Raw genomic sequence first — 26,493 nt, 5'->3', positions numbered from 1 at the left:
CTAGCGCGACCGTGCCAGCATTGCCAGACGGATCATTGCCCGTTCGACCAGTGCCAGCGCGGGTGCGGTCTGACCGGCTGATCGCAGGGAAAGGTCCGTATCGGTCAGCACCGTCAGCGCGGTTTGCAGTTTTTGCGCACCCCAACCCTGTGCCTGCCGCAAAATCCGGTCGCGGCGCTTGCCGTAAACAGGCGGACGCAGCTTGCCGATACCCTGCGCTGCACCGCCCGGATCTGAAGCGCAGGCATAAAGCGTGCGAAAATGCCGGGTTGCCCCGATGCACAAGGTGACTGCGTTTGTGCCCTGCGCCTGCAAACGGCGAAGCAATGGCCCGATTTCGGCCGTTCGTCCTTCGGCAACCACATTCAGGACATCGTCCAACGCCGCTTCGGTCGAGCGCGGCGCGCAAGATTCGACATCTTCGATGGTCAGCTCAGAAGGGTCGCCGCGCTTGTATAATGAAATCTTTTCAACGGTCTGGGTGAAATCCCCAGGGCTGAGCGCAACCGCCAGTTCGGCCAGCGCCGACATGGTGTCGCGGGGAATGTTCTGAAGACCTGCTTCGGATAGAATCCGTTCGACCTCGGCCCGGGAAGGCGGATCGTCGTAGATACCCACGGCATAAGCCGCCGGATGGGTTTCGAACGCCTTGCGGATTTTCGAACTTGGTTTGAGCTGGCCGGCGGTCACAAAGATTTGCGCGTCGCCAAGCGCCCAGTCTTCCAGCGCTGCCAGAATCGCAGGCGCTGCGGTCTCCGTCGCATCCTCGACAAAGGCGGCCCGGGGGCCGGGAAAAAACCCAACCGCCTTGATGGCATCCAGCAGCAACGCCGGATCGCCGCGCAATTCCGATCCCGGGATCCGGGTCAGCCGCATCTCTTCCTCGGCGGCGGGGCCCAGAAGGGCCGCCAGAACCTGCTGCCGTTTCAGCGCAACACGCATCGCATCCGCGCCATAGATCAGCAGCCCGGCCTTGTCCGCGTCGGGCCGGGTAAAATACCCCTCGGCCTCGCGCGGGCTGAGCTTCATGTGGCCGGACCTGTGGTGGCGTACAGGCGATTGACGATCTGATCCGAAAGCATCACCATCAGACGTTCCTTGGCCGCGCGTTCCCCGGCCAGGGTCGAGACGGTTGAACCGGCAGCCGAATAGGCCACGAAATTGGTCTCTGAACCTGATGCAACCACCTGCCCCGTGGCTTTCGACACAAGCGTAAAGTTGGCCCGGCCATTGATGGTCAGGCGGTTGATTTCGTTGGTCGTAGTGATGGCCGCTGCCAAAGTCGTGGTCGCGACCTGAACATTCAGGTCGTAATCCTCAACCTGTTCCGCGCTGCGCCCCAGACGCTGTTCTAGGTTCTGAACCAACAGATAGCTGTCGACGTCATTCGGGGCAGACACGACAACCTTCCCGTACAGCGCTTCGCCTGTACCGCCGGGGGCATAAACCGGCTGGAAGCCGCAAGCGGCAACAATCAGAGAAGCTGCAAGCGGCAGCATCCGCCACGATTTGCGATCAAACAACGACATTCACGATCCGGCCCGGCACTACGATCACTTTCTTCGGCGCTGCACCGTTCAGCGCCTTTTGCACAGCTTCGGTGCTGAGCGCGACTTTTTCAACCTCGTCCTTCGCCAAATCCTTGGACACGCTGATTTCCGCGCGGCGCTTGCCGTTGATCTGAATCGGCAACGTGACCGTGTCGTCGATCAGCATCGTCTCATCTGCGACGGGCCATGGGGCGACCGCCACCAGACCTTCTCCGCCCTGATGCGCCCAGATATCTTCGGCCAGATGCGGTGTCATCGGCGACATAAGCTGTGCCAGCGTTTTGATTGCCTGCTTCTGGGCCGAAGCCCCTGCCTTTGATTTGGCCAGCGTGTTTGTGAAGGCATAAAGCTTGGCGATGGCCGCGTTGAAGCCGAAGCTTTCGACACCCAGCGACACATCGCGGATGGTTTTATGCATCTCGCGCAGCAGTTCCTCATCCCCTTCGCCTTTTGCGTCCGGGTCCATGGCACCGATCTTGTCGCAAAGGTTCCACACGCGATTGAGATGCTTGTAGGCCGCTTCGGCACCGGCCGCGGTCCATTCCACGTCCCGTTCGGGTGGCGAATCGGACAGCACGAACCAGCGGGCTGTGTCGGCACCGAAGGCAGAAATGATGCTGACCGGATCGACCACGTTTTTCTTGGATTTCGACATCTTGGCCGAGGGGATGATCTCAACCTCGGTGCCATCTGCCAGTTTGCCGTCGGTCACATCCTCGGGCAGGTGATAGACTGGGCGGCCATTGGCGTCGCGGGTCTGGTAGATTTCGTGTGTCACCATGCCTTGGGTGAACAGCGCATCGAAGGGCTCGATGGCTTTTTTCGGCAAGTGGCCCGTGATGTTCATCGCCCGTGCGAAGAATCGGGAATAGAGCAGGTGCAGAATCGCATGCTCGATGCCGCCGATATACTGATCGACATTCATCCAGTATTCGGCTTCCGCCATATCTGTCGGCGTTTCTGCACGCGGGGCGGTGAAACGGGCGAAATACCACGACGAATCGACAAAGGTGTCCATCGTGTCGGTCTCGCGTTTTGCCGGGGATCCACATTTCGGGCAGGCGCAGTCACGCCAGGTCGGGTGACGGTCCAGCGGGTTGCCGGGTTTGTCGAACGTGACATCGTCGGGCAGGCGGACCGGCAGGTTTTCCTTTTTCTCGGGCACCACGCCGCAGCTGTCACAATGAACAACGGGAATCGGGCAGCCCCAATAGCGCTGGCGGCTCAAACCCCAGTCGCGCAGGCGGTATTTGGTGACGCCTTCGCCCCAGCCGGCCTTTTCGGCAAAATCGACGGTGGCGTCGATCGCCTCGTCACCCGTCGCCTCGGTCAGGCCAGCGAAGTGATTCACCCAGCGAACCTTTTCGGATTTGGGCGGGACAAAAGCGATCTTGTCGACCGGCGTGTCGTCATCCAGCGCAAAGAAGGTGTCCACCACGGGCAGGCCATATTTGCGGCAGAAATCGAGGTCGCGCTGGTCATGCGCCGGGCAGGCAAAGATCGCGCCAGTGCCGTAATCCATCAGGATGAAGTTGGCGATCCAGACAGGAAGTTCCCAATTCGGGTCCAGCGGGTGTTTGACGCGAATGCCAGTGTCATAACCCAGCTTCTCGGCGGTCTCAATCGCCTCTTCCGTGGTGCCACCCTTGCGGCATTCGGCAACAAATTCAGCGACTTCGGGGTTTTCGGCCTCAAGCTGCTTGGCAATCGGGTGGTCTGGTGAGATGCCGACAAAGGACGCGCCCAGCAGCGTATCGGGGCGAGTCGTATATACGGCGATCGGCTCTTCGCCATCGGTACGTTCGAACCCAAACTGAAGGCCGCGTGACTTGCCGATCCAGTTTTCTTGCATCAGGCGTACCTTGGCGGGCCAGTTATCCAGAGTGTCCAGCGCGTCGAGCAGTTCCTCGGAATAGTCCGATATCTTGAAGAACCACTGGGTCAGTTCGCGACGTTCCACCAACGCTCCGGACCGCCAACCGCGCCCGTTTTCCACCTGTTCGTTGGCCAGCACGGTCATGTCGACCGGATCCCAGTTCACCACGGCGTTTTTGCGATACACCAGCCCGGCTTCGAGCATATCCAAGAACAGCGCCTGCTGCTGGCCGTAATATTCGGGATCACAGGTAGCGAACTCACGAGACCAGTCGATCGAAAGGCCCAAAGGCTTCATCTGCCCGCGCATGTCTGCAATGTTGCCGTAGGTCCAGTCCTTCGGGTGGCCACCAATCGCCATCGCGGCGTTTTCCGCTGGCATCCCGAACGCGTCCCAGCCCATCGGGTGCAGCACGTTGTGGCCGGTCGCCAGCTTATGCCGCGCGATCACGTCGCCCATCGTGTAGTTGCGCACATGCCCCATATGGATTCGGCCCGACGGGTAGGGGAACATCTCGAGCACGTAGTATTTCGGCTTGTCCGCCTTGTGGTCGGCGGTGAAGATCCCGGCCCTGTCCCAGGCCTCCTGCCATTTTGCTTCGATTTCGTTGGCCGAGTAGCGCGACATGGTGCGGTCCTTCGTGAATGAAAACGCCGGGCATGAACCCGGCGTGGTAATATTGCGATTTGCGGCGGGTGGCTAGAACTTGTTGTCCGCAATGCGTAGCTGGCGTGCGCGGGACAGGATCGCATCCTCGACCGCGCGGGTGGTTGCGGCACTGACCGGAGCACCGCCACTGGTTTGCAGCGAAACGGTCAACGAGCGCGCCGCCAGCGCCGGATCACTGATATGGACCGTCGCCCGGTACGAGCGCCCGCCACCCGGCGGCTTGCCATAGCCGGTCACGATCACACCGGTAAACGGGTCAACTTCCTGTACTGGAAGGAAATTCAGCACATCCAGCGAAGCGCGCCACAGATAGCGGTTCACATTTGTGACCTGCTCGGAGTTGTTCGGTCCGAAGACATCCCAGATCGTTGTACGGCCCGGATCGCTGAGTTCGCGTTCGTCTGTCGAAGAGCCATCGACAGTCAACGAGCGTGCATCCCCCGGCAATGGCTGGCTGCGCCCGCAGGCGGCGACAGCGGCGGTCATTATTATCAAACCCAGAATCGTTTTCAGGCGCATCGTCGACAGGTCCTGCTTCATTGGTTTTGCATTGTTGGTTGATACTCCTAGACAAGGCGCAGTGCAGCAACAAGCCTATTCTTTTCTTATGTTGGCGCAGAATGCGGGTTCCGGGGGTGGAAATCGACTGTGGCATCCTTGCACCAATCCGGGGCCAATGCAGGCGGCGCAATTAAGGTAAGCTTGCGCGAAGGGGGTAAAAAGAGCGAAACGGTGTCCGTGCTGAGACATGTGCTGAGGCATATGTCGAGTAGAAAAACTTTTGAAACCGAGGGAAACAAGATGAAAAAAGTTCTCTTCGCATCGACCGCTCTGATTGCAACCGCAAGCGTTGCAGCGGCTGATGTTCGCTTCAGCGGTTACGGCCGTTTTGGTATCGGCTACCAGGAAGACCGTAGCTTCTCGACCTCCGCCGTTGTCCGCTCCGTGACAACCGGTGGTGCTGTCACCACCACAACCCTGACTGCATCGGTTCAGGGCTCGGACACCATCCTGGTATCGCGCTTCCGTCTGAACATCGACGCAAACGTTGAAACCGACGGTGGCGTAGAGTTCTCGGGTCGTGTTCGTCTGCAGGCTGACGAAAACGCGGCAACCGGCGAAGCCAACTCGGCTGGCCTGAACGGCGCACGTTTCTCGGTCATCTACGGTGGTCTGCGTGTTGACGCCGGCAACGTTTCCGGTTCGTTCGACAACTTGGCAAACTACTACGGTAACGAGCCTGGCCTGGAATCGTTCATCGGTCAGTACTCGGGCGTTGACTACAGCTTCCTGTCGTACTCCTCGACCGGTTCGGGCGCAAACGCTGTGTTCTTCCAGTACGCAGTTGGTGATTTCGCCTTCGGCGCGTCGTACGACCAGGTTGACACTGTGACCACCACAATCGGTACCGTCGCAGGTGGCCCGGCTCTGACAACCGTCACCGGTTCCGGCGACCGTTGGGACGTCAGCGCGACCTACAGCTTCGGCAACATCACTGCCGCTGTTGCTTACGGTCAGACCGACGTTTCGGGCGGCGGCAGCAAGCCTAGCCTGGCTGTTCTGACCCTGGGTGGCGAATGGGGCGACTTCTCGGGCACCCTGTTTGTTGCTGACGACAAAACCCGCGTAAGCGGCACCGACGGCACCGCATACGGTCTGTCGCTGGCGTTCAACGTTGGCGCAGCAACCACCATCACCGCAGCATACGGTGACGGTTCGGCAAGCAACGACACCCGTCAGTATGGTATCGGCGCCATCTACGACCTGGGCGGCGGTGCATCGCTGCGCGGTGGTGTAGGCAGCTCGAAGCCGGGCGGCGGAAGCAGCACCATCCGTGCTGACTTCGGTGCTCAGTTCAACTTCTAAGTTGATCTGAAACCGCAAGGTTTGAGGGCAGGTCGAAAGACCTGCCCTTTTCTTTTGTGCCGACTTGGTGTTTGTCTGCGCAGGTAGGCAGATTGAGGAACCCCATGTCGCTGCAGGAAATCACCGACCGTATCGTCAAGGCGGAAATTGCCAATGGACGGCCCGCTGGCGCGGTAAAGCTGATCGCCGTTTCCAAGGTTCAGCCCGATGAACGGGTTCAGGCCGTGCTGGATCAGGGTCATCGGTGTTTCGGTGAAAACCGGGTGCAGGAAGCAGCAGGAAAATGGCCCGCCTTCAAAGAGCGGTACGACGGCATTGACCTGCATCTGATCGGCCCGCTGCAAACCAACAAAGCACGTCAGGCGATGGAACTGTGCAACGTGATCCACTCGGTTGACCGCCCCAAACTTGCCAAGACACTGGCGCGTCTGGCGCAGGAACTGGGCCACTGCCCTGACCTTTTCATTCAGGTGAATACCGGGGAAGAGGAGCAGAAGGCCGGAATCATGCCTTCAGATGCGGATGCGTTTGTTGCCGAGTGCCGGGACCTCGACCTGCCGGTACAGGGATTGATGTGCATTCCTCCGATAGAGGAGGAGCCTTCGCTGCACTTCGCTTTGCTGGCAAAGATCGCAGCACGAAACGGCTTGTCCGGACTTTCCATGGGCATGAGCGGGGATTTCGAGAAAGCCATCGCGCTGGGTGCAACGCATGTTCGCGTCGGTTCGGCAATTTTTGGCGAGCGGGTCAGGCCGCAGGGATAATCAATCGCGTGCCTTGGGCGACACGCCTGGCAATCCATTTCAGATGGTCCCAGCGAAAGGCCACGCAGCCTTCGGTGGGAAACCCCTGTCGCCGCCATTGATGAATAAAGATGGCCGAGCCGCGCCCTGGAATCGCGTCGGGCCAGTTCCAGTCAACGACGAGCACAAGATCGTACAAAGGGTCTGATCTGCGCAGTTTTTCGTGGCTGTGGGCGTAGGGCGCCCGGACCAGATGGTTATAACCCGCATCCTGCATGTCGTCAGACCAAAGATCCCCCGGACCAATCGGACGCGCCCATGGCACTGGCCGGCAAATGCGGTCCGGCCGGTACAGCATGGCCACAATCCGGTGCGTTCCAACCGGCGTTGCGCCGTCGCCTTCGCGCTTGTCCGCGCTGATCCCGCCTTTGCCGATGGTGCAGGGGAAGACCCGGCCCAGAAACCGGACACCGCACGGCGTCAGCACAAGATCATTTGGTGTCACAGCAGATGGCCTGACTTTGCCGCCTTGGTCGCCAGATACCCCCGGTTATGCGCCGTTTCGCCAACTTGCAGCGGCACCCGTTCTGTTACGGCGATTCCTGTTTTCTCCATCATCGCAATCTTTGCCGGGTTGTTGGTCAGCAAGCGGACTGCGTTGAAGCCAAGGGATTTCAGGATATCCGACCCCAGGCGAAAATCCCTCTCGTCGTCCTCAAAGCCTAGGCGGTGATTGGCCTCGACCGTGTCAAACCCTTGATCCTGCAGGAAATATGCGCGCATCTTGTTGGCCAGTCCGATGCCGCGACCCTCCTGATTGAGATACAGCAGGACGCCGGCACCTTCCGTGCCCATCTGGGCCAGGGCCCCGCGAAGCTGCGGGCCGCAGTCGCATTTCAGGCTGCCCATCAGATCGCCTGTAAAACAGGCCGAGTGCAATCTGGCCAGAACCGGCTTGCTCCGATCCGGGCGTCCGATCTCGATGGCATAATGCTCTTCTCCGCCGTCTTCGGGGCGGAAAATGTGCAACCGGCCTGCCTCGGACACTTCCATGGGCAGGCGCGCCGCAACGACTTCGTGCAAGGCGCTGCGGTCGGCCAGATGAGGTGCCGCGCGCGTATGATCAATGCAGGTCAGTCCATGCGCTGCCGCAAAGGCGCGGCCGTCTTCAATTGCCGTGACAACTGCGGAAGGTAACAGGCGCGCGGATTTCGTCAGCGCAATCGCGATCCGGTGCAGATTGGTATGTCCCTGACGCTCGGACATCAGGGGGCCTTTCATCGGCGCGTTCAGATCGTCTGACGGATCGGCGACGGCCTGCACCCATCCAATATCCGCATCCGCCGGAAGGATCACGCGCGCCAGATCGCCGTCATATGCCCGGGCCTTGAGCGTTTCTGCCCGCCGTCCGGTGATCGTGACAACCGGGTCGCTGCCAAGACCCCTGAGATCGGCAAGCCTTTGCGCGCTGAGTGTTTCCGTCGCCACGGCCAACACGCTAAGTCCGCTGTCATCTGTCAGGACCACAGGCAGGCCCATGCGCAGATCTGCCCGCGCCCGTGCCAGCAATTCCGAGATGTCTGGAATGAGGCTCATCCGTGTTATCCTATAATGTTTCGTCCATCAGGTAGCCTGATCCGCGGAAAATGTGAAACATTTCCTATACGTCAGACACGAGGTCGTGAGACAGTTGCAGCAAATCTTGTTGATTGCATATTCCACACGCAAGTGATGCAAAAGGCATAGGAGGACGGGAACATGGCTCAGCTCAAGAAAATTCTGCTTGTGGATGATGACGAGGATCTGCGCGAAGCTCTGAGTGAGCAGCTTGTGATGACCGAGGATTTTGATGTCTTCGAAGCATCCGACGGGTCGTCAGCCATGGAGCGCGCCCGCGAGGCGATCTACGATCTGGTGATTCTTGATGTTGGCCTTCCTGACACCGACGGGCGCGAACTATGCCGCCTGATGCGTAAACAAGGTGTAAAAAGCCCGATTCTGATGCTGACTGGCCATGACAGCGACGCCGACACCATCCTGGGTCTGGACGCCGGCGCAAATGATTACGTCTCGAAACCGTTCAAATTTCCGGTTCTTCTGGCTCGTATCCGTGCCCAGCTGCGCCAGCACGAGCAATCTGAAGATGCGGTGTTCGTCCTGGGCCCCTACACTTTCAAACCGGCGATGAAGATGCTGATCACCGAAGAGGATCGCAAAATTCGCCTGACCGAGAAAGAAACCAATATTCTCAAGTTCCTGTACCGGTCCACCGACGGCGTTGTTGCCCGCGATGTCCTGCTGCACGAGGTCTGGGGCTACAATGCAGGTGTCACAACCCACACGCTGGAAACTCATATCTACCGCCTGCGCCAGAAGATCGAGTCCGACCCGTCCAATGCGCGCCTTTTGGTCACAGAATCGGGTGGCTATAGACTCGTTTCGTAACTGGGTGTGGATTGAGGTGGATCAAAGTGATACTCTGTAAACATATTTAAGGTGATCGTATCCCGCGCATGTCCGGGTCATGACATGTACCTCCCTGTTGGACTGCCGGGCCTCCGGGCCCGGCTTTTTTTATTGCAACCGAAGGTTTACGCGTGAATTTCGGCGCTCCGGCCGTGTGGTTGCGCGCTGGCATTATGTAAGTCAGTTGTCTTTCCAGCGGTCTTCATACTCTCCGAGCAATCTGGACATTGTCAGCAGTGATGCGAAAAGCCGGGCGTAAACGTCCCGTGACAACATCGGTTTGTTGTCGTCCAGCAACTGCACGAGATCGCTCACACCTTCGGCAAAGGCATCGCACACCTGGTGGTCCGCGATCGTGGGGTCCAGCGTCCAGATGCCGTTCTGATCGTAGTACGCTGCAGGCTGCGGTTCGTGTTCAATCATGGTGTGGCCTCATTCATCCGATGCACACCTGTGACCGCGACATACAGCGGGCAAGCCTGTTGGCGGGAAGTCACAAGAAATTGGCAAACTCGATAAAGCAATGAAGTAAACGAGCGCCTCATATCAAATTACATGCGGGTTCTTTTTCTCATGGCACCCTGACCACCGGGGCGTTAGGTTGCACCAACCGCGATACAGGAGACCTTCTACATGCCCTTCACAATTGCCACATGGAACATCAACTCGGTCCGGCTGCGCGAACCTATCGTGTTGAAATTGCTGCGGGAAGAGGCCCCCGACGTTCTGTGTCTGCAAGAGTGCAAGTCACCGGTCGAAAAAATCCCCACCGAAGGGTTTGCCGAGTTGGGCTATACCCATCTGATCGCGCGGGGTCAGAAAGGGTATAACGGCGTGGCAATCCTGTCGCGTCTTCCGCTGGAGGAGGTGGGCGATAGGGATTTCGCCGGGCTGGGTCATGCCCGCCATATCGCCGGGCGGCTGGAAAACGGCGTGGTGATTCACAACTTCTATGTCCCGGCAGGCGGCGATGTGCCGGACCGTGAGGTGAACGAGAAATTCGGTCAGAAACTGGATTACCTGACGGATATGCGGGACTGGTTCCATTCGAAGAAACCCGAAAAATCCATCCTGGTCGGTGATCTGAACATCGCCCCGCGCGAAGATGATGTCTGGTCGCACAAACAACTGCTCAAGGTGGTGTCGCACACACCCATCGAGGTCGAGCAACTGGCCGAAACGCAGGATGCGGGCGGTTGGGTCGATGTCACACGCAAGGACATCCCCGAAGGCCAGCTTTTCAGTTGGTGGTCCTATCGGGCGCGGGATTGGGATGCTGCGGATAAGGGACGGCGGCTTGATCATGTCTGGGCGACGCCGGATATTTCGAACGCGGGCCATTCCAGCCGCATTCTGCGCGAAGCGCGCGGTTGGGAGAAACCCAGCGACCATGCGCCCGTCTTTGCGACATTCGACCTTTGAACCCGCAACTCTACTATTGGTTTCTGCCCTTTGTGGTTGCATATAGAGGCCAAGTTCGAACGAGAGAGTGTAAGCCATGGAACTTCTGAACGCCGCAGCCGGCGCTGATGTCACCGATCTGATCAAGGACGGAACCGAGGCCACGTTCATGGCCGATGTTGTCGAAGCGTCGCAGGAAACTCCGGTCATCGTCGATTTCTGGGCACCGTGGTGCGGGCCGTGCAAGACACTTGGACCCCAGTTGGAAGAGGCCGTGACCGCCGCCAAGGGCGCGGTGAAGATGGTCAAGATCAATGTGGATGAGGCCCAGATGATCGCCTCGCAGATGCGCGTTCAGTCGATTCCGACCGTCTATGCGTTTTTCCAGGGCCAGCCCGTTGACGGGTTTCAGGGCGCGGTGCCGGGTTCCGAGGTCAAGGCGTTTGTGGACCGCGTGATCGAAGCGGCCGGTGGCCAAAGCCCGGGCGGACAGTTGGATGATGCCGTTCAGGCCGCCGAAGAAATGCTGGCCGAAGGGGCTGCCGTCGATGCGGCGCAAACCTTTGCCGCCATTCTGGGCGAAGATCCGAACCATGCCGGCGCCTATGGTGGTTTGGTGCGTGCGCATATCGCGTCTGGCGATCTGGAACAGGCCGAAGCCATCCTGAACGGGGCACCGGTCGAAATCTCTGGCACAGCCGAGCTTGAGGCCGCGCATGCCCAGCTGGAACTGGCCAAACAGGCAGCCGATGCAGGCCCGGTGGCCGAGCTGAGCGCCGCCGTCGAAGCCGAACCCGGCAACCATCAGGCCCGGTTCGATCTGGCGCAGGCCCTGCATGCCAATGGCGACGTCGAGGACGCGGTGGCGCAATTGCTGGAACTGTTCCGCCGGGACCGCGAATGGAACGACGGAGCCGCCAAAACCCAGCTGTTCACGATTTTCGACGCGCTCAAGCCAAATGACCCTGTGGTTCTGAACGGGCGGCGCAAGCTCAGCTCGATGATATTTGCCTAATTCCGGATCAGGGCTACACTCGGATACATGATGCATCCCGCCGATCTGCCGGAAACGGTATCCGTTTTTCCATTGCCCGGGGCGTTGCTGTTGCCCCGTTCACGCCTGCCGCTGCACATTTTTGAGCCGCGTTATCTTCAGATGCTGGACGACGCGCTCAAGACTCAGGAACGGCTGATAGCCATGGTTCAGCCGAATCCGTGCCAAAGCGACGAAAGCAAGCTGCACCAGATCGGATGTGCCGGGCGAGTAACACAGTTTTCCGAAACGGAAGATGGCCGATATCTGATCACACTGACCGGGATTTCGCGGTTTCGGGTCAAGTCCGAACTGGATGCATTTACGCCCTATCGACGGTGCTCGGTCTCGTGGGATGGGTTTGACCGCGATCTGGGCAAGGCGGAACAGGATGACGGGTTCAATCGCACAAGGTTTCTGAACCTGCTGGAGCGATTCTTTTCCTCACGCCATCTGTCGACGGATTGGGACACGTTGAAGGATGCAGATGATGAGTTGCTGGTCAACTCTCTGTCGATGCTGCTGGATTTCGACCCCGAGGACAAACAGGCTCTGCTCGAGGCGCCCTGTCTGCGCACCCGGCGTGAAACGCTTGTGACGCTGATCGAATTCGCCCTGCGCGGCGGCTCTAACGAGGAAAAACTGCAATGAGCGAACCCGACACCACTTTTGATCGCCGCATGCTCGAGGCGCTGATCTGCCCGCAAACCCATACGACGCTGCATTATGATGCCGAAAAGCAGGAGCTTGTGTCGAAAGCCGCGAATCTCGCCTTTCCGATCCGCAACGGCATCCCGGTGATGCTGGTGGATGAAGCACGAGAACTCGACTGATCGTCTCAGGGTGCCCGGCGGTGTTTTAGATCGCGCGCCCCTGCAGCAGTTTTGGCAGGTCTCCGGTCAGCCCGGCGGCCTCGCGCACAAAGCCCCGGCGCAACCCGGGCATAGAGCCGACGATGCCCATGCCGATGTCGCGACCGATCCGCAGCAGCGGGTTGTCGTTGGAAAACAGCTTATTGAACACATCCGTCGCCATGGCCAATGCGGCTGTATCGAACCGCCGCCACTCCTGATAGCGTTCCAGCACCAGAGCCGAGCTGAAATCCTCGCCCCGCCGTCCGGCCAGCGTCAGCACCTCGGCCAGCGCGCCGACATCGCGCAATCCGGCGTTTAATCCTTGCCCCGCGATCGGGTGCATGCCGTGCGCGGCATCCCCAACGAGTGCCAACCGCTCGCCGATGAAGGAATTGGCGATGGTCAGGTTCAGCGGGTAGGTGAACCGGTCGCCCTGCAAACGGATGTCGCCCAGGAAATCCCCGAACCGGGGGCGCAGGACCTGCAGATAGTCGGCTTCTGACAGGGCGTTGATGCGCCGGGCCGTGTCGGTCCGTTCACTCCAGACAATGGAGCTGCGATTGCCGGTCAACGGCAGAATAGCCAGTGGACCTGGTGGCATGAAGAACTGGTGGGCAATGCCGTGATGGGGCAGGTCATGTTCGATGGCGCAGACCAGCGCCGTCTGCCCATAATCCCAGCCGGTGCGTCTGATGTCTGCCCGCGCGGCAGTGCCGCTTCGGCGCCCGTCGCATCCGACAAGCAGGCCGCCGGTCAGAACAGAGCCGTCGTCAAGTGTCAGAGACACGCCCGTTGCATCGCATTCCTGCGCCACGACTGTTTTCCCGCTCCGTTGTGTTATGCCCTTTTCCTCGGCCATCGCCTCCAGAAAAGCGCGACGCAGATGGCGGTCTTCGACCATGTAGCCCATCGGGCCTTCTTCGATCTCGGCATGGTCGAAATGCATGAAGAAGGGCGACGGGCCGGCCCCGGCATGCCCGTCGGTGACCTTGATCTCGAGCATCGGTTGCGCATGCCCGGCAACCCTGCTCCAGACGCCGGTCGCCGCCAGCAATCTTTGCGAAGCAAGCGCAAGTGCGTAGGCCCGGCCGTCAAATGCGGCGTCCTTGCGCACGGTCTCGGCAAGAGCGTCGATTACCGTTACAGAATGCCCGGTCTGCGCCAGTGCCAGTGCCAGTGCGGGGCCGTTCAGGCCGCCGCCAACGATCAGGATATCCGAAGCCTTAGTCATGCCCCGCAATATGCGCGCCCTTTCGGGATTGTCCATGTGCGGTCGTGTCGCTACCGTCCCCTCATCGTAGATAAATGGAGGTGAGGGATGCAGGAGTGGCTGACCATGACCGCGTGCGATCTGGGGCGCGGCATCGGAATGGGGCAGATCGACCCTGTGGATCTGACCGAAACCTATCTGGTGGCCATCGACGCGCATCCGCATCGTGATCGTATTTATGCCCGCGTTACCCATGACCGCGCCCGGGCCGAAGCGAAGGCCGCAAAGGAACGAGCTGGCTTGGGCCTGCGCCGATCCCTGCTGGACGGTGTGCCAATCAGCTGGAAAGACCTGTTTGACACGGCAGGCATCGCAACCGAGGCAGGCACGGCCCTGCTGAAAGGTCGCGTTCCGGATGCCGATGCCGTGGTCGTGCGCAACGCCACCGCCATGGGAACGGTGTGTCTGGGCAAGACACATATGAGTGAGCTCGCCTTTTCCGGCCTTGGACTGAATCCCATCACCGGTACGCCGCCCTGTATTGACGATGAAGAGGCGGTGCCCGGCGGCTCATCCTCGGGCGCGGCGGCTTCGGTAGCGTGGGGCCTGGCGGCTTGCGGGATCGGATCGGATACCGGGGGGTCGGTACGCATCCCGTCGGCCTGGAACAATCTGGTGGGCCTGAAAACAACAGCCGGACGGGTCAGTCTTGAGGGCACTGTGCCATTGTGCCTGCGGTTTGACACGGTTGGGCCGCTGGCCCGTTCGGTCGAGGATGCCGCGCACGTGCTGGCATTGTTGGAAGGTGGCACTCCCGCCGACTTGCGGGGGGCCAGCCTGAAAGGGCGGCGGTTCGCCGATCTGCAGAATGTTGCCAGGGATGATTTGCGGGACGGCCCGCGCAAGGCGCATGAGGAAGCCCTGAACCGACTGCGGGAGGCCGGCGCGCAAATCGTACCGCTGGATGTTCCTGAACTGAACGACGCCATGGGTCTGACCAGTGTAGTCTATACGACAGAAGCGTATGGGCTGTGGCGTGACGTGATCGAAGCGAACCCCGATGCCATGTATCCGGAAATTCTGGAACGATTCCGCATCGGCAAGGCGCATTCCGGCCCGGACTACGTAGCGGCCTGGTCCAGGCTCAAGGCCTGCCGCAGCGCATGGGACGCCGCAACCGCCGGGTTTGACGCGGTTCTGGCCCCGACGGCACCCATTCTGCCGCCGAATCTGGACCGTCTGATGACCGACCATGACTACTACGTCACCGAAAATCTGCTGGCCCTGCGCAACACGCGCATCGGCAATCTGATGGGTTTGGCTTCTCTGACTTTGCCCACCGGAACACCCGGTTGCGGATTGATGATGCTAGGCTATCCCGGTTCGGAAGAAGCGCTGTTACGGCTGGGATCTGCGGCCGAATCCGCGTTGGCCTGAATGCCACAATCCCCTGATTCGGCACCTCTTTGTCTGGACGAGGCGGGGTGCGCCCTGTAATCTGCCAAAAAATCGGGACAAAAACGATCCCGGCATTGAGGCAGTTGTTATGAATTTCCCCGAGCGGTTTTCGGACCTACCGGCATATGCATTCCCGCGTCTGCGCGCCCTGTTGGATCACCATCAGCCGGGCGGTGAGGTCATTCATATGACTATCGGCACGCCAATGCATGATTTCCCGGCGTGGGTGACGGATATCATCGCCGAAAACGCTGCTGATTTTCAGGGATATCCGCCGAACGAAGGCTCTCCCGCGCTGCGGGGTGCGATCACCGATTGGATCGAACGTCGTTACGGTGTTTCGCTTGATCCCGAAACCAACGTTATGGCCCTGAATGGCACGCGCGAGGGCCTGTATAACGCAGCTATGGCGCTGTGCCCGGAGCTGAAAAACGGCCAGCAGCCGATTGTGCTGTGCCCGAACCCGTTTTATCAGGTCTACATGGTCGCCGCGATCTCGGTCGGGGCGCAGCCGGTTTTTGTTCCGGCCACGGCCGCCACTGGTCACTTGCCGGGCTATGCCGGTCTGCCCGAGGACGTGCTGAACCGAACTGCGGTGGCCTATATCTGCTCGCCCGCCAACCCGCAGGGCGCGGTTGCGTCGCGGGACTATTGGGCTGAACTGATCCGTCTGGCCGAGAGATACGATTTCCGCATCTTCGCCGACGAATGTTATTCCGAGATTTACCGCGACGAAGCTCCGACAGGTGTTCTGACCGTGGCGCAGGAACTGGGAGCGGACCCTGAGCGGATCGTCCTGTTCAATTCGCTGTCCAAACGATCCAATCTGGCCGGACTGCGTTCGGGTCTGATTGCTGGTGGACCCGAGACGATCAAAAGGGTCAAACAGCTGCGGGCCTATTCCGGCGCGCCTCTGCCAGCGCCTTTGCAGGCCGCTGCCGCCAAGGTCTGGGCGGATGAGGCGCATGTAAGGGAAAACCGCGCGCTTTATCAGGATAAATACGCCATTGCGGATGAGGTGTTCGCTGGTGTGCAGGGCTATATGCCGCCTGAGGCCGGGTTCTTCCTGTGGCTGCCGGTTGAAAACGGCGAGGAAACAGCGTTGAAGCTGTGGCAGGAGACCGGGGTGCGTGTCCTGCCAGGCGCATATCTTTCTCAAGGCGATCCGGGACAGAACCCGGGCGAGCAATTTATCCGGGTCGCCATGGTGGCCCCAAAAACAGAGTTGCAGCGCGGGCTGATCACGCTTCGCGACTGCATCTATTCGTGAGGTACGAGGGCAAAATGGCATCATTGAACGCGCGCAACCGCGATCCTTTACTGGACAGCACAACGCAGGCCGCGATTGAGCGGCGCAGCAAGGAATTGATCGGGATCGCCCTGATCCTGCTGGGTTTTGCGGCAGCGGCAATGATCTGGTCCTACACGCCGGATGATCCGAACTGGATGGTATCGACAGACGCGCCGGTGCAGAACTGGATGGGCCGTATCGGGGCCTCGATCGCTGCGCCCCTGTTCATGATTGTGGGCTGGGGAAGCTGGAGCATCGCTTTGGTGTTGATCGGCTGGGGCATCCGCTTTGCCGGTCACTTCGGCGAAGACCGCGCCGTTGCGCGCCTGATCTTTGCGCCGATCTGGATCGCGGTTGTATCGGTTTATGCAGCGACTTTGGTGCCGGGCGACGCATGGCGCGCCACCCACAGCTATGGTCTGGGCGGTTTGTTTGGCGATACCGTGATGGGTGCGTTGCTGACATTGTTGCCGATTTCCTCGCATTTCATGGTCAAGCTGATGTCGCTGGCGATGGCGGTGGGGATGCTGGCGCTGGGCATTTTTGTGCTTGGGTTTACCAAAGACGACGTCCGGCGCGGGTTCCGGGCTTTCCTGCTTGGTCTTGTTCTGTCCTACGACATGCTGATGAAGGGTCTTGGCCGCAGCGCATCTGCTACGGCGCAGGCCGCGCGTGACCGCCGCGCGCGGTGGGAAGATCGCAAGGCCGCCCGTGTCGAGGCTGATGACCTCGTGTTCCAGGACGATATGGATTTTGGCGATCCGGTATTCGAAGAGCCTGAATTTGAGCCCGGGCCGCAGAAAACCGGCCTGCTGGCCCGAATGCCCGCGTTGATACGGCGACCGGAACCGATGCCGGAACCCGAGCTTGTCGACCCTGAACCGGTTGCGGGTTTCGACGAAATGCCGGGAGAGGATCGTATCCGTTCAAAAATTTCGGCAGCCGTCCGCAGCCGCCGGGTCGCCACCGGTGAGATGACGCCCGAACCCGATCCGAACCTTCCGCTGACCAAGGGCCGCGGCAGAGGGCCCGACCCACTGATCCTGAACACAGCGCGGGCCGGAGAATTGCCGCCCGAGCCACCCATTACTGCGGGCGGGTTGCCACCCGAACCGCCGTTGACTTCAGGGGCGGCGCCGGAATGGCAGGCACCTGATCCGAACGCGTACCTGCCTGAACCCGATCACATGCAGGGCTTTCAGCCGGAACCCGATTTTGACGACGATGACGTGTTTGAGGACGCGCCCGAACCCACGCCAGAGCCGCGCCCTGCAATGAAAATCCCGGTGGCCGAACCGCGCAAACCGGTCGTGGCACAGCCTGTTCGCCGCAGCCCGCCACCGTCGCGCCGTGCCCAGGCCGAAGCGCAGCCGACCTTGTCGTTCGAGGAACGGCATTCGGATTTCGAATTGCCGCCGCTGGGCCTGCTGTCCAATCCGGCCAGCATTCAGCGCCACCATCTGAGCGATGAGGCGCTGGAGGAAAACGCGCGGATGTTGGAAAACGTTCTGGACGATTATGGCGTCAAGGGTGAGATCGTCAGCGTCCGCCCCGGCCCTGTGGTGACCATGTACGAACTTGAACCAGCTCCGGGCCTGAAAGCCAGCCGCGTGATCGGTCTGGCGGACGATATCGCGCGGTCCATGTCCGCCTTGTCGGCGCGGGTTTCGACATTGCCGGGGCGTTCCGTGATCGGTATCGAACTGCCCAACGAAAACCGCGAGATAGTGGTGCTGCGCGAAATCCTCGCCAGCCGGGACTTTGGCGATGGCAACCACGCGCTGCCTTTGGCACTGGGCAAGGATATCGGCGGGGAATCCGTTGTCGCAAACCTGGCCAAGATGCCTCACCTGCTGATCGCGGGTACCACGGGCTCCGGTAAGTCGGTGGCGATCAACACGATGATCCTGTCGCTGCTGTATAAGCTGACGCCGGATGAATGCCGCCTTATCATGATCGACCCGAAGATGCTGGAGCTGTCCGTTTATGACGGCATCCCGCATCTGCTGTCACCCGTTGTGACCGACCCGAAAAAGGCGGTTGTGGCTCTGAAATGGGTCGTGGGCGAAATGGAGGACCGTTATCGCAAGATGTCCAAAATGGGCGTGCGCAATATCGCGGGCTACAACGGCCGCGTGAAGGATGCGCTGGCCAAGGGCGAACTGTTCAGCCGCACGGTCCAGACTGGGTTTGACGATGACACCGGCGAACCCACATTCGAGACCGAAGAATTCGCACCCGAGGCGATGCCCTACATCGTCGTCATCGTCGACGAGATGGCCGACCTGATGATGGTCGCGGGCAAGGAAATCGAAGCCTGCATTCAGCGCCTTGCACAGATGGCGCGGGCTTCGGGTATTCACCTGATCATGGCCACGCAACGTCCGTCGGTCGACGTGATCACCGGTACGATCAAGGCGAACTTCCCGACGCGGATTTCATTCCAGGTGACCTCGAAAGTCGACAGCCGTACCATCCTAGGTGAAATGGGGGCTGAGCAACTGTTGGGGCAGGGCGATATGCTCTACATGGCTGGGGGGGCCAAGGTTACCCGCTGCCATGGGCCATTTGTCTCGGACGAAGAGGTCGAGGAAATTGTCAACCACCTGAAACAGTTCGGTCCACCGGACTACATGAGTGGGGTGGTCGATGGCCCCGCCGAGGAAACCGCTGACAATATCGATGCTGTTCTGGGCTTGAATACCGGTGGAAACACCAACGGTGAGGACGCCCTGTACGATCAGGCAGTCGGGATTGTAATCAAGGATCGCAAATGTTCGACTTCGTACATTCAGCGGAAACTTGCCATTGGCTACAACAAGGCCGCGCGGCTTGTTGAGCAAATGGAAGACGAAGGCGTTGTTTCGTCAGCAAATCACGTCGGCAAACGCGAAATTCTCGTCCCCGAGCAGTAGGATATTTAATAACAAGGGCAAAGCGCTTATCTGGTGTTTCATGAAACAGATAGCCTTTGCCCTTGCTTTGACACTGGCCGCGCCTGCGGCCTGGGCGGCAGACAAACTGCCATTGTCGCAGATTTCAAAATACCTGAACGATATGAAAACCGTTCAGACGTCGTTCACTCAGGTCAACGATGACGGATCGCTAAGTACCGGAAAGCTTTGGATCCAACGCCCCGGCAAGATGCGGTTCGAATATGACCCTCCTAATGATGCCGTCGTTCTGGCGCGGTCCGGATCGGTGATGATCTTTGATCCGAAATCAAACCAGCCGCCCGAGCAATACCCGCTGAACCGGACGCCGTTGTCACTGGTGCTGAAGCGAAATGTAAATCTGGGTGAGGCGAATATGGTGGTGGGGCACGAGTTTGACGGAACGGCCACGATCGTTACGGCGCAGGACCCCAAAAACCCCGACGCAGGCCGGATCGAGCTGATGTTTACAGGCGATCCCATTGAGCTGCGTAAATGGGTGATTCACGACAATGCCGGGGGGCAGACCACGGTCCTGCTGGGCGCATTGGAAACAGACGGACGCTTGAACCAGAGCCTGTTCTCACGCCCGAATTAGGACAGGCCGGGTAACTTTCGGCCTGCGCAATGGTGTCAGATTCGGCAGGACGCCAGCTGGGCCTGATAAAGACGCGCCCGCGCATCGACATCATCGGCCACGTTGAGCAACCAGGATTTGCCGTTGTAGGTGCCACGCGCAAAGCCGGCGTGACCTTCGTGATAGGCCAGGTACTGGTTGCGGGTGTCGCTGGGGTGGATGCCGTTGCGTTCGTAGCTTTTGTTCATGTACCAGCCGATGAAGTCCGACGCGTCGCGAATGCGATCCCGCTTGGCGCGCCGTTTTCCGGTTTCGCGCTGATATTGCTCCCACGTGCCATCAAGGGCCTGGCTGAAGCCGTAGGCGCTGCTCTGACGGCCTAGCGGGATCACTCCCAGTGCGTATTTGTGCGGGGTCCGTGCATCGTGGCGATAGCGGCTTTCCTGATAGATTGTCGCCATCTGAACGTGAATGGGCACCCCCCATTTCCGTTCGGTGGATTTGAACGCCTTGATATAGTCCGGCCTTTCGCGCGCAATACTGCACGCGTCATTCAATCTGCTGGGCGGTTGCTTGGAACCGCCTCCACAGGATGCCAAAAGCAGCACCCCAAGGAGTACAACTAGAATTCTGCTCATGTGCCTCGTGCCTTTTTTGTTCATTCTAGCGCAGATTGTAGTTTGAGGAAATCACTTTCGTTACAGAACAATAGCCAGAATGACAGGTAATGCCCCAACGGAAAGAAGGGTCGAGACCATGACCATTCCGGCAACCGCGTCTGAATCGGCCTTGAACCGCTCGGCCAGAAGGTACGATGTGACTGCCACCGGGGTGCACATCTGCAAGACCAGCACACCGAATGCCACGGCCCCAAGATCGAACGTCACTGCAACGGTCCAGCCCAAAACAAAGCAAACGCCAAGCTTCAGAACAGACAGCCAGATTGCCTGCCCCAGCTTGTCCGTGGTCAGACGTGCAATCGCGACGCCGAGCGTGATCAGCATCATGGGCACCGCCATCTGCCCCAGCAACTCGAGCGTATTGGTCAGAAATCGGGGCGTTTCCCAGCCTTGCCACAAAAACAGCGCGCCAAGCAGCGTTGCCCAGACCATCGGCTCGCGTATGACTTTGCCAAACGCGCCTTTTCCGGCGACCAGATAGATTCCGTAAGTGAATGAAAACAGGGCCGTGACCGCCAGAAAGATCACCGCATAGCCCAGTCCGGCCTGCCCGAATGCAAAAATACACAGAGGCAAGCCAAGATTTCCGGTATTCCCGAAAATGAGCGGCGACAGATACGTGCGCTGCTCCAGTTTAAAAAGATGAACGGTCACTTTGAAGACCACGGCAAGTGCCAGATTCCCGGCAATGGTGGCCAGCGTGAACCGTGACAGATCCCCGCCCGGAATCTCGGTCTGCATCAGGGCGACGAAGATCAGACTTGGCACGGCCAGTGTCATTGCAAACCGTGTCACGAACTGCAAACGGTACTCGAATCCCAGCCTGACCCAGGTAAACCCAATCCCTGAAAGCAGAAATACCGGAGCGACGATTTCGAACACTGTCAGTAGTAGGTTCACAGACTGTTTCCCTGAATTTCAGATCAATGATTGGCATTTTGGCCAGGAAAGAGGTAGTAAGACCTCCGGGGGCTGAAACAATGCTGAAGACAAATGCCAAATACGGCTTGGGCCAGGTGGTCCGCCATAAGAAACATCCCTTTCGAGGGGTGATTTTTGACGTGGATCCGGAGTTCTCGAATACGGAAGAATGGTATCAGGCGATTCCTGAAGACAGTCGGCCGATAAAGGATCAGCCGTTTTATCACCTGCTGGCTGAAAACGACCAATCCTTCTATGTTGCTTATGTTTCAGAACAAAATCTGGTTGCCGACCAGTCCGGAGAGCCGGTTGAGCACCCCGATATTCCCAACATGTTCGGCCCGTTCGAGGATGGCGCGTACCCGCTGCACTTTCATCTGAACTGATGACCGCATAGCTGCCGCCTTCCGGTCGCCGAAACTTAATACCCAAGCGCACATCCGTCTTTTCTGGGGTCACTTGCCCCCTCAAGAACACCGCTTTCACAGATTCGGATCGCCTGTGCACCGCCGAGGGGTGTGTCAGGAATTGAAACAGTGTGGCCAATGTCAGACAATTGTTGCGCTACTGCTTGCGGATATCCGCGTTCCAGTTTCAGTACCCCACCATCGGCAAAGGCGCGCGGCGCATCGATGCTGCCCTGAAGACTCAAATCAAAATCGACAAGATTGGACAGGAATCTGGCGTGTCCGGTCGGCTGGTAGGCCCCGCCCATGACGCCGAATGGCATCACTACCCGGCCGTCCTGTTTCAGCATTCCGGGAATGATCGTGTGCATCGGGCGTTTTCCACCGCCCAGCTCATTGGGATGCCCGGCTTGCAGCGTAAAGCCCGCCCCGCGGTTCTGCAGCAGAATACCATATTTTTCAGACGCAATCCCTGATCCGAAGCTGTGGAAGATCGAGTAGATGAGCGATACGGACATCCGGTCCCGGTCGACCACCGTGATATAGACGGTATCCTTGTGAACGGACTCGGTCAGCGGTGCGGCGGCGGCCATAGTGCTTTTGGGGTCGATAAGTGCAGCCAGCCTGTCTGCAATGTCCTGATCTGTAAACCGTTCGGCCCTGGCCATATGATCGGGGTCCGCAATAAATCGATTACGGGCATCGTAGGCCAGTTTGGTGGCCTCGGCCTCGATATGAACCCTTTGCGCACCAAAAGGGTCCATCCCGGCCAGATCAAAGTTCTTCAGAATATTGAGCAACAGGATCGCAGTCGCCCCTTGCCCATTTGGCGGGTGTTCGACAAGGTCCGTGCCTTTGTAGTGCCCGCTCATTGGGTTGGTTTGCGTCCATCTGGTGGCTTGAAAGTCATCCGATGTGTGGACCCCACCCAATGTGTTCAGGGCGGAAATCATGTCTTGCGCGATGTCACCGGTGTAGAATGCTTCGCGCCCGTGACGAGCAATTTGGCGCAGAACCTCCGCCTGACCCGGAGCGCGAAAGACCTGACCTGTTTCCGGGGCCTTGCCATCGATCAGATAGTGGTCGCGGGCCGCACCCTGCAATACAGCCGCGCCGGATTTCCAGTCGAAGGCCACGCGTGCGGCCACCGGAACACCGGTCTCGGCGTAGTCGATGGACGGTTGCAAAATCGCCTTAAGCCCCAGCCGCCCTTCCGTTTCCGCCAGGTGGCAAAACGCATCAACAGCACCCGGAACTGTCACCGCATCCGGGGTGTTCAGGGGCACGGTCTTCAGGTCCTTTGCGCGCAACGCCTCGGCATTTGCTGCTTGGGGCGCGCGGCCTGAACCGTTCAGCGCGCGAATTTCGTTCTCGCCTGCGCGATTGAACAGGACAAAACAATCGCCACCCAGACCGGTCATTTGTGGTTCGCAAATACCCAGCAGAATCGCACCGGCGATGGCGGCGTCCATCGCGTTTCCGCCCTGCGCCAGTATGTCCAGCGCCACCTTGGCCGCCAAAGGGTGTGACGTCGCACACATGCCTTCGGTCGCCAGCACTTCGGAACGTCCGGGTTTGTGCAGATCACGCATTACGGGGCTCTCCTCATTTTACGCGCAGACCGTATCGCGCGGCAGAGGAATGTCCAGTCAACTTGAGGGGAGGTTCCTCGGCGCCGGTCACTGGGTGGGGGCTGTGATGCTAGGCGCCGAGGGAAGCTATCTGAGCTACAAGACCCTTTTGCCAATTATTTGCGGCGCGACAATGTTTCGATCTGGGCCTTATTGTGGCCATTTCGGGTCAATTCGCGTCATCCGGGAAATCGAAGCGCAAAGACAACCTATTGCACCCTTCGCGCCGCTCATAGTGGATGGCGTTGGTCAATTGGTGAATCAGGAACCATCCGAATCCCCCTTCGGGCAGACTCTGTCTGGTTGTGTTGACGTCCGCCGGAATTCCATCGGGCACTCGACACCCCGGCAAAGGGTTGCCGGTATCCGTAATGACAATGACAAGCCAATCCCTGTGCAGGCGGCACCTGACAAGAACACGGGCTGGGGCGATGCCTGCGTAGGCATGTTCGACCACGTTGTTTATCGCCTCGGCCAGCGCGATTTTGACGTCGCTTGCTTTTGGCGCGGGCAATCCGCGCTCGGCGAGGCCGGCGCTGAGACGGGCGATACCCATGCTCGCCTCAGCTTCGGTTGCGGCAAAGCTCAGTTCCAGAAAGTCATGATCATGAACAGAGGCCACGCGAATGGTTTCCTGTGCAACTTTAATCCGCAGCCGGCGTCAGGGCGTCTTCCAGCGTCGCAAACAACCGGAAAACTGTATCCATGCGGGTCAGCCGAAATACTTTCTCGACAAACGGGTGCAGACCCGCCAGATCCAGTCTGCGGTCATCGCCAAGCTGTTTCATGGATGCCACGATGGCACCCAGTCCGCTGGAATCGATGAATTCGACATCCGACAGGTCCAGCACCACCCGGCCCGCGCCGCCGTCGGTCTGATTACGCATATCTTCCTTGAACTGTATCGCAATGGCGGCGTCGATCCGGTCGGCCTGAACCGTGATCACCTGCGTCTCACCGGTTGTCGTACTGATCAGACCCATGTCCAGTTGCCCTCCAGAATGAAAAAACCTCGTAGAAATACGCTAGACGGCAATTCTTACCATTCGGTATTCAGAACCTGGAAAACCAGAAGGAGAATCCGGATGAAGCAGGTCGTGATCGCGGGTGCAGCCCGCACCCCAATGGGCGGATTTCAGGGCATGTTCGATGGGGTTGCGGCGGCCGATCTGGGTGGCACGGCCATTCGAGCGGCCATGCAGGGGGCCGGAGTACAGACCGTGGACGAGGTGCTGATGGGCTGCGTTCTGCCCGCCGGTCAGGGGCAGGCTCCGGCGCGGCAGGCCGGTTTCGCCGCCGGTTTGGGCGAAGACGTGCCCGCAACGACCCTGAACAAGATGTGCGGGTCCGGGATGAAGGCGGCGATGATGGCGTTTGACCAGATTGCGCTGGGTCATGCCGACACCATGGTCGCGGGCGGTATGGAAAGCATGACAAACGCCCCCTACTTGCTGCCCAAAATGCGCGGCGGGGCGCGCATCGGTCACGGTCAGGTGGTGGACCATATGTTTCTGGACGGGCTTGAGGACGCGTATGACAAGGGCCGCCTGATGGGCACCTTCGCCGAAGACTGCGCCGAGGCCTATCAATTCACGCGTGAGGCACAGGACGAATACGCGCTGCAGTCTCTGTCCAACGCGCTGGCCGCTCAGGAAAACGGGGCGTTTGACGGCGAAATTGCGCCGCACGTCGTGCGGACCCGCAAAGGTGAAGTCACACAAGATATTGACGAACAGCCAAAATCGGCGCGGCCGGAAAAGATTCCGACCCTGAAACCCGCGTTTCGCAAGGACGGGACCGTAACAGCCGCCAACTCCTCATCGATCTCCGATGGTGCGGCGGCGCTGGTTCTTGCCTCCGCCGAAGTGGCCGAGGCGCAGGGCCTGACCGTTCGTGCGCGCATCCTCGGGCATGCCAGCCACGCGCAGGCTCCGGGCCTCTTTACGACCGCTCCGGTTCCGGCGGCGCAAAAGCTGCTGTCCCGCATCGGATGGAGCAGGGATGACGTCGATCTGTGGGAGGTGAACGAAGCCTTCGCCGTCGTTCCCATGGCGTTCATGCGCGAAATGGGTTTGCCGCGTGAAAAAGTGAATGTGAATGGCGGCGCCTGCGCCCTGGGTCATCCGATCGGCGCATCAGGTGCCCGAATCATGGTGACGCTGCTCAATGCTCTGGAAAAACGAAACCTCAAGCGGGGTGTGGCAGCCATCTGCATCGGCGGCGGCGAAGGCACCGCAATTGCAATCGAGCGGGTTTGACCCTTCATCTTTTTCCAAATACTCCGGGGGTGAATTGAGCCAACGGCTCAAGAGGGGGCAGCGCCCCCTTACCCACCACAGACGGGATTTCCACCATGACTGCAGACTACACCATGCTGGCCAGAACCATTGCCGCTCTGACCGAAGGCGAAAGTGACGAGGTTGCACTGATGGCCACCGTCGCCTGCGAGGTGCATCATTCCGACGACCGGTTCAACTGGACCGGGTTTTATCGGGTGACCGAACCGGGGTTGCTGAAAATCGGCCCTTACCAGGGGGGCCATGGCTGTCTGGTCATTCCCTTCGACCGGGGTGTTTGTGGTGCGGCGGCGCGCACAGGGCAGGTGCAGCTTGTTCCGGATGTCGACGCGTTCCCGGGGCATATCGCCTGCGCGTCCTCAACCCGATCCGAACTGGTCCTGCCTGTTCACAATGCCGCAGGTGAGGTAATCGCGGTTTTCGACATCGACAGCGATCAGCCCGATGCGTTTTCGGAGGATGACGCTGAATACCTGACGGAGATATTGTCCAAGACTTTCGCGCGAGCCTGATGGAAACGCAGGGGGCGAAAGGCCCACTCTCGGACTTCGACATTTTGCTTCACGCAAAGACCCGCTAAACTCCGAAGCCCTCGAAACCTGGCGGGTCCGGCATGATTCCACACCAATT

At 59.5% G+C, this 26,493-nt stretch carries 27 protein-coding genes; 14 read left to right on the top strand and 13 right to left on the bottom strand.

Annotated features, from left to right (window positions below; genetic code table 11):
• From holA to ACR0JW_RS10215, 4 genes are all read right to left on the bottom strand, one after another.
• Complete coding sequence (gene holA, locus ACR0JW_RS10230) at positions 1 to 1,029, bottom strand: DNA polymerase III subunit delta (protein WP_170679421.1); 1,029 nt, start codon at positions 1,027 to 1,029, stop codon at positions 1 to 3.
• Positions 1,026 to 1,529, bottom strand: coding sequence for an LPS assembly lipoprotein LptE (gene lptE, locus ACR0JW_RS10225; protein WP_170679423.1), 504 nt, complete (start codon positions 1,527 to 1,529; stop codon positions 1,026 to 1,028). The genes holA and lptE overlap by 4 nt, the downstream gene beginning before the upstream one ends.
• The gene (gene leuS / locus ACR0JW_RS10220) at positions 1,516 to 4,053 is read right to left on the bottom strand and encodes a leucine--tRNA ligase (RefSeq protein WP_480713871.1); all 2,538 of its coding nucleotides are present in this window, start codon (positions 4,051 to 4,053) and stop codon (positions 1,516 to 1,518) included. Before leuS ends, lptE begins: the two co-directional genes overlap by 14 nt.
• A 72-nt stretch (positions 4,054 to 4,125) precedes the next feature.
• Positions 4,126 to 4,614 (bottom strand): DUF3576 domain-containing protein, encoded by a 489-nt coding sequence (locus ACR0JW_RS10215; protein WP_480713892.1) that lies wholly within the window; start codon positions 4,612 to 4,614, stop codon positions 4,126 to 4,128.
• A gap of 282 nt (positions 4,615 to 4,896) precedes the next feature.
• On the opposite strand from ACR0JW_RS10215, the gene ACR0JW_RS10210 reads away from it, so the two are divergent.
• Together ACR0JW_RS10210 and ACR0JW_RS10205 are read left to right on the top strand one after the other, a co-directional pair.
• On the top strand, positions 4,897 to 5,961 hold the full coding sequence (locus ACR0JW_RS10210) for a porin (RefSeq protein ID WP_480713870.1): 1,065 nt from the start codon (positions 4,897 to 4,899) through the stop codon (positions 5,959 to 5,961).
• A gap of 104 nt (positions 5,962 to 6,065) precedes the next feature.
• A complete protein-coding gene (locus ACR0JW_RS10205) occupies positions 6,066 to 6,725 on the top strand; it encodes a YggS family pyridoxal phosphate-dependent enzyme (protein ID WP_480713869.1) in 660 nt (219 codons plus the stop codon).
• Here ACR0JW_RS10205 and ACR0JW_RS10200 read toward each other — a convergent pair.
• Both ACR0JW_RS10200 and ribA read right to left on the bottom strand, forming a co-directional pair.
• Positions 6,709 to 7,209 carry a L,D-transpeptidase family protein gene (locus ACR0JW_RS10200; RefSeq protein ID WP_170679430.1) on the bottom strand — a complete coding sequence of 167 codons (501 nt, stop codon included), beginning with the start codon at positions 7,207 to 7,209 and terminating at the stop codon, positions 6,709 to 6,711. The two genes, ACR0JW_RS10205 and ACR0JW_RS10200, sit on opposite strands and share 17 nt — an antisense overlap.
• On the bottom strand, positions 7,206 to 8,300 hold the full coding sequence (ribA, locus tag ACR0JW_RS10195; RefSeq protein ID WP_170679432.1) for a GTP cyclohydrolase II: 1,095 nt from the start codon (positions 8,298 to 8,300) through the stop codon (positions 7,206 to 7,208). The genes ACR0JW_RS10200 and ribA overlap by 4 nt, the downstream gene beginning before the upstream one ends.
• Positions 8,301 to 8,462: 162 nt before the next feature.
• On the opposite strand from ribA, the gene ACR0JW_RS10190 reads away from it, so the two are divergent.
• Positions 8,463 to 9,149 (top strand): response regulator transcription factor, encoded by a 687-nt coding sequence (locus ACR0JW_RS10190; RefSeq protein WP_480713868.1) that lies wholly within the window; start codon positions 8,463 to 8,465, stop codon positions 9,147 to 9,149.
• Between the two features lie 201 nt (positions 9,150 to 9,350).
• On the opposite strand, the gene ACR0JW_RS10185 is transcribed toward ACR0JW_RS10190, so the two are convergent.
• Positions 9,351 to 9,593: a hypothetical protein gene (locus ACR0JW_RS10185; RefSeq protein WP_170679434.1), complete on the bottom strand. Its 243-nt coding sequence runs from the start codon at positions 9,591 to 9,593 to the stop codon at positions 9,351 to 9,353.
• 210 nt (positions 9,594 to 9,803) lie between these two features.
• Here ACR0JW_RS10185 and ACR0JW_RS10180 point away from each other — a divergent pair, with 210 nt between their 5' ends.
• The 4 genes from ACR0JW_RS10180 (at position 9,804) to ACR0JW_RS10165 (ending at position 12,437) form a co-directional block, all read left to right on the top strand.
• Positions 9,804 to 10,592, top strand: a complete 789-nt coding sequence (locus tag ACR0JW_RS10180; RefSeq protein WP_170679436.1) for an exodeoxyribonuclease III — start codon at positions 9,804 to 9,806, stop codon at positions 10,590 to 10,592.
• A gap of 76 nt (positions 10,593 to 10,668) precedes the next feature.
• A complete protein-coding gene (gene trxA, locus ACR0JW_RS10175) occupies positions 10,669 to 11,586 on the top strand; it encodes a thioredoxin (protein WP_170614248.1) in 918 nt (305 codons plus the stop codon).
• 27 nt (positions 11,587 to 11,613) lie between these two features.
• Positions 11,614 to 12,255: an LON peptidase substrate-binding domain-containing protein gene (locus tag ACR0JW_RS10170; RefSeq protein ID WP_170619278.1), complete on the top strand. Its 642-nt coding sequence runs from the start codon at positions 11,614 to 11,616 to the stop codon at positions 12,253 to 12,255.
• The gene (locus ACR0JW_RS10165; protein ID WP_170679437.1) at positions 12,252 to 12,437 is read left to right on the top strand and encodes a Trm112 family protein; all 186 of its coding nucleotides are present in this window, start codon (positions 12,252 to 12,254) and stop codon (positions 12,435 to 12,437) included. The genes ACR0JW_RS10170 and ACR0JW_RS10165 overlap by 4 nt, the downstream gene beginning before the upstream one ends.
• A gap of 25 nt (positions 12,438 to 12,462) precedes the next feature.
• On the opposite strand, the gene ACR0JW_RS10160 is transcribed toward ACR0JW_RS10165, so the two are convergent.
• Positions 12,463 to 13,689: an FAD-dependent monooxygenase gene (locus tag ACR0JW_RS10160; RefSeq protein WP_170679439.1), complete on the bottom strand. Its 1,227-nt coding sequence runs from the start codon at positions 13,687 to 13,689 to the stop codon at positions 12,463 to 12,465.
• 87 nt (positions 13,690 to 13,776) lie between these two features.
• Between ACR0JW_RS10160 and ACR0JW_RS10155 the strand changes: the two genes are divergently transcribed.
• The 4 genes from ACR0JW_RS10155 to ACR0JW_RS10140 all read left to right on the top strand — a co-directional run bounded on the left by ACR0JW_RS10155 (position 13,777) and on the right by ACR0JW_RS10140 (position 19,948).
• Positions 13,777 to 15,105 (top strand): amidase family protein, encoded by a 1,329-nt coding sequence (locus ACR0JW_RS10155; protein WP_170824893.1) that lies wholly within the window; start codon positions 13,777 to 13,779, stop codon positions 15,103 to 15,105.
• 109 nt (positions 15,106 to 15,214) lie between these two features.
• The gene (locus ACR0JW_RS10150; protein WP_170679443.1) at positions 15,215 to 16,396 is read left to right on the top strand and encodes an aminotransferase class I/II-fold pyridoxal phosphate-dependent enzyme; all 1,182 of its coding nucleotides are present in this window, start codon (positions 15,215 to 15,217) and stop codon (positions 16,394 to 16,396) included.
• Between the two features lie 14 nt (positions 16,397 to 16,410).
• A complete protein-coding gene (locus tag ACR0JW_RS10145; protein ID WP_480713867.1) occupies positions 16,411 to 19,332 on the top strand; it encodes a DNA translocase FtsK in 2,922 nt (973 codons plus the stop codon).
• 40 nt (positions 19,333 to 19,372) lie between these two features.
• Positions 19,373 to 19,948 carry a LolA family protein gene (locus ACR0JW_RS10140; protein WP_170614254.1) on the top strand — a complete coding sequence of 192 codons (576 nt, stop codon included), beginning with the start codon at positions 19,373 to 19,375 and terminating at the stop codon, positions 19,946 to 19,948.
• 35 nt (positions 19,949 to 19,983) lie between these two features.
• Here the strand turns inward: ACR0JW_RS10140 and ACR0JW_RS10135 are convergent, their stop codons facing one another.
• Together ACR0JW_RS10135 and ACR0JW_RS10130 are read right to left on the bottom strand one after the other, a co-directional pair.
• Positions 19,984 to 20,565, bottom strand: coding sequence for a transglycosylase SLT domain-containing protein (locus ACR0JW_RS10135; RefSeq protein WP_170679447.1), 582 nt, complete (start codon positions 20,563 to 20,565; stop codon positions 19,984 to 19,986).
• Positions 20,566 to 20,625: 60 nt separating this feature from the next.
• Positions 20,626 to 21,507 carry an AEC family transporter gene (locus ACR0JW_RS10130; protein ID WP_170679449.1) on the bottom strand — a complete coding sequence of 294 codons (882 nt, stop codon included), beginning with the start codon at positions 21,505 to 21,507 and terminating at the stop codon, positions 20,626 to 20,628.
• An 80-nt stretch (positions 21,508 to 21,587) separates the two neighbouring features.
• Between ACR0JW_RS10130 and hspQ the strand changes: the two genes are divergently transcribed.
• Positions 21,588 to 21,914 carry a heat shock protein HspQ gene (gene hspQ, locus ACR0JW_RS10125; protein WP_170614257.1) on the top strand — a complete coding sequence of 109 codons (327 nt, stop codon included), beginning with the start codon at positions 21,588 to 21,590 and terminating at the stop codon, positions 21,912 to 21,914.
• A gap of 35 nt (positions 21,915 to 21,949) precedes the next feature.
• Here the strand turns inward: hspQ and ACR0JW_RS10120 are convergent, their stop codons facing one another.
• The 3 genes from ACR0JW_RS10120 to ACR0JW_RS10110 form a co-directional block, all read right to left on the bottom strand.
• Positions 21,950 to 23,527: a gamma-glutamyltransferase family protein gene (locus tag ACR0JW_RS10120; RefSeq protein ID WP_480713866.1), complete on the bottom strand. Its 1,578-nt coding sequence runs from the start codon at positions 23,525 to 23,527 to the stop codon at positions 21,950 to 21,952.
• A 208-nt stretch (positions 23,528 to 23,735) separates the two neighbouring features.
• The gene (locus ACR0JW_RS10115) at positions 23,736 to 24,188 is read right to left on the bottom strand and encodes an ATP-binding protein (RefSeq protein WP_480713865.1); all 453 of its coding nucleotides are present in this window, start codon (positions 24,186 to 24,188) and stop codon (positions 23,736 to 23,738) included.
• Positions 24,189 to 24,210: 22 nt separating this feature from the next.
• On the bottom strand, positions 24,211 to 24,549 hold the full coding sequence (locus tag ACR0JW_RS10110; protein ID WP_170824895.1) for an STAS domain-containing protein: 339 nt from the start codon (positions 24,547 to 24,549) through the stop codon (positions 24,211 to 24,213).
• Between the two features lie 102 nt (positions 24,550 to 24,651).
• Here ACR0JW_RS10110 and ACR0JW_RS10105 point away from each other — a divergent pair, with 102 nt between their 5' ends.
• Both ACR0JW_RS10105 and ACR0JW_RS10100 read left to right on the top strand, forming a co-directional pair.
• Positions 24,652 to 25,824 (top strand): acetyl-CoA C-acyltransferase, encoded by a 1,173-nt coding sequence (locus ACR0JW_RS10105; protein ID WP_170679455.1) that lies wholly within the window; start codon positions 24,652 to 24,654, stop codon positions 25,822 to 25,824.
• Positions 25,825 to 25,919: 95 nt separating this feature from the next.
• On the top strand, positions 25,920 to 26,375 hold the full coding sequence (locus ACR0JW_RS10100; RefSeq protein ID WP_170679457.1) for a GAF domain-containing protein: 456 nt from the start codon (positions 25,920 to 25,922) through the stop codon (positions 26,373 to 26,375).
• Positions 26,376 to 26,493 lie beyond the last annotated feature (118 nt).

The organism is Ruegeria sp. BG6, assembly GCF_056538465.1.
This window is presented reverse-complemented; position numbering and strand designations above follow the sequence as displayed.

Bases quoted from the DNA above. Each gene is read 5' to 3' on its own strand.
- holA (WP_170679421.1), bottom strand. From the start codon at position 1,029: ATGAAGCTCAGCCCGCGCGAGGCCGAGGGGTATTTTACCCGGCCCGAC.
- lptE (WP_170679423.1), bottom strand. From the start codon at position 1,529: ATGTCGTTGTTTGATCGCAAATCGTGGCGGATGCTGCCGCTTGCAGCT.
- leuS (WP_480713871.1), bottom strand. From the start codon at position 4,053: ATGTCGCGCTACTCGGCCAACGAAATCGAAGCAAAATGGCAGGAGGCC.
- ACR0JW_RS10215 (WP_480713892.1), bottom strand. From the start codon at position 4,614: ATGCGCCTGAAAACGATTCTGGGTTTGATAATAATGACCGCCGCTGTC.
- ACR0JW_RS10210 (WP_480713870.1), top strand. From the start codon at position 4,897: ATGAAAAAAGTTCTCTTCGCATCGACCGCTCTGATTGCAACCGCAAGC.
- ACR0JW_RS10205 (WP_480713869.1), top strand. From the start codon at position 6,066: ATGTCGCTGCAGGAAATCACCGACCGTATCGTCAAGGCGGAAATTGCC.
- ribA (WP_170679432.1), bottom strand. From the start codon at position 8,300: ATGAGCCTCATTCCAGACATCTCGGAATTGCTGGCACGGGCGCGGGCA.
- ACR0JW_RS10190 (WP_480713868.1), top strand. From the start codon at position 8,463: ATGGCTCAGCTCAAGAAAATTCTGCTTGTGGATGATGACGAGGATCTG.
- ACR0JW_RS10185 (WP_170679434.1), bottom strand. From the start codon at position 9,593: ATGATTGAACACGAACCGCAGCCTGCAGCGTACTACGATCAGAACGGC.
- ACR0JW_RS10180 (WP_170679436.1), top strand. From the start codon at position 9,804: ATGCCCTTCACAATTGCCACATGGAACATCAACTCGGTCCGGCTGCGC.
- trxA (WP_170614248.1), top strand. From the start codon at position 10,669: ATGGAACTTCTGAACGCCGCAGCCGGCGCTGATGTCACCGATCTGATC.
- ACR0JW_RS10170 (WP_170619278.1), top strand. From the start codon at position 11,614: ATGATGCATCCCGCCGATCTGCCGGAAACGGTATCCGTTTTTCCATTG.
- ACR0JW_RS10165 (WP_170679437.1), top strand. From the start codon at position 12,252: ATGAGCGAACCCGACACCACTTTTGATCGCCGCATGCTCGAGGCGCTG.
- ACR0JW_RS10160 (WP_170679439.1), bottom strand. From the start codon at position 13,689: ATGACTAAGGCTTCGGATATCCTGATCGTTGGCGGCGGCCTGAACGGC.
- ACR0JW_RS10155 (WP_170824893.1), top strand. From the start codon at position 13,777: ATGCAGGAGTGGCTGACCATGACCGCGTGCGATCTGGGGCGCGGCATC.
- ACR0JW_RS10150 (WP_170679443.1), top strand. From the start codon at position 15,215: ATGAATTTCCCCGAGCGGTTTTCGGACCTACCGGCATATGCATTCCCG.
- ACR0JW_RS10145 (WP_480713867.1), top strand. From the start codon at position 16,411: ATGGCATCATTGAACGCGCGCAACCGCGATCCTTTACTGGACAGCACA.
- ACR0JW_RS10140 (WP_170614254.1), top strand. From the start codon at position 19,373: ATGAAACAGATAGCCTTTGCCCTTGCTTTGACACTGGCCGCGCCTGCG.
- ACR0JW_RS10135 (WP_170679447.1), bottom strand. From the start codon at position 20,565: ATGAGCAGAATTCTAGTTGTACTCCTTGGGGTGCTGCTTTTGGCATCC.
- hspQ (WP_170614257.1), top strand. From the start codon at position 21,588: ATGCTGAAGACAAATGCCAAATACGGCTTGGGCCAGGTGGTCCGCCAT.
- ACR0JW_RS10120 (WP_480713866.1), bottom strand. From the start codon at position 23,527: ATGCGTGATCTGCACAAACCCGGACGTTCCGAAGTGCTGGCGACCGAA.
- ACR0JW_RS10110 (WP_170824895.1), bottom strand. From the start codon at position 24,549: ATGGGTCTGATCAGTACGACAACCGGTGAGACGCAGGTGATCACGGTT.
- ACR0JW_RS10105 (WP_170679455.1), top strand. From the start codon at position 24,652: ATGAAGCAGGTCGTGATCGCGGGTGCAGCCCGCACCCCAATGGGCGGA.
- ACR0JW_RS10100 (WP_170679457.1), top strand. From the start codon at position 25,920: ATGACTGCAGACTACACCATGCTGGCCAGAACCATTGCCGCTCTGACC.